1 pseudogene is annotated in these 411 nt (G+C 44.5%); it reads right to left on the bottom strand.

Features of this window, described 5'->3' with window-relative positions:
- Positions 1 to 411, bottom strand: a pseudogene (locus tag ACHRWY_RS27595) (hypothetical protein); the annotation flags it as partial.

Below are 411 nucleotides of genomic sequence, written 5' to 3'. Positions count from 1 at the left end.
TTATAGTTGCCTTAGGATCACTTACCGTGATATTTTTAAGGGTTGTATTTCCTGTGTTCTTAACCACAAAGGTGTATTCTACCCTGTCACCAACATTGGTTTTTCCGTCTTTATTAACATCGACAAATTGTCCGTGTTTGGTAATTGAAATACCTGAAGCAGGTGCCAATGGCGTGATCGTACAAGTTGGACAACCTGGATCTGGTGCGCATGTAGTACATGGCAGAGGATCGGTGGATGTGTCACTTACATTTGGGCCACTTGGTGGTGTTCCAGTTGCGGTCGCTAAGTTGTATACGGCACCTGCATCAATATCAGATTGTGTTACAATATGAATACCGGTAAAGGTAGTAGCATCTTCTGCTCCCGGAGCCAATTGGGCCAATGGCCCTCCACTTATAGTTGCCTTAG

The sequence above is a fragment of the Flavobacterium sp. FlaQc-48 genome, assembly GCF_044007335.1.
In the GTDB taxonomy this organism is placed as follows: Bacteria; Bacteroidota; Bacteroidia; order Flavobacteriales; family Flavobacteriaceae; genus Flavobacterium.
The sequence above is the reverse complement of the archived record's forward strand: the minus strand, read 5'-3'. Positions and strand labels throughout refer to the sequence as shown.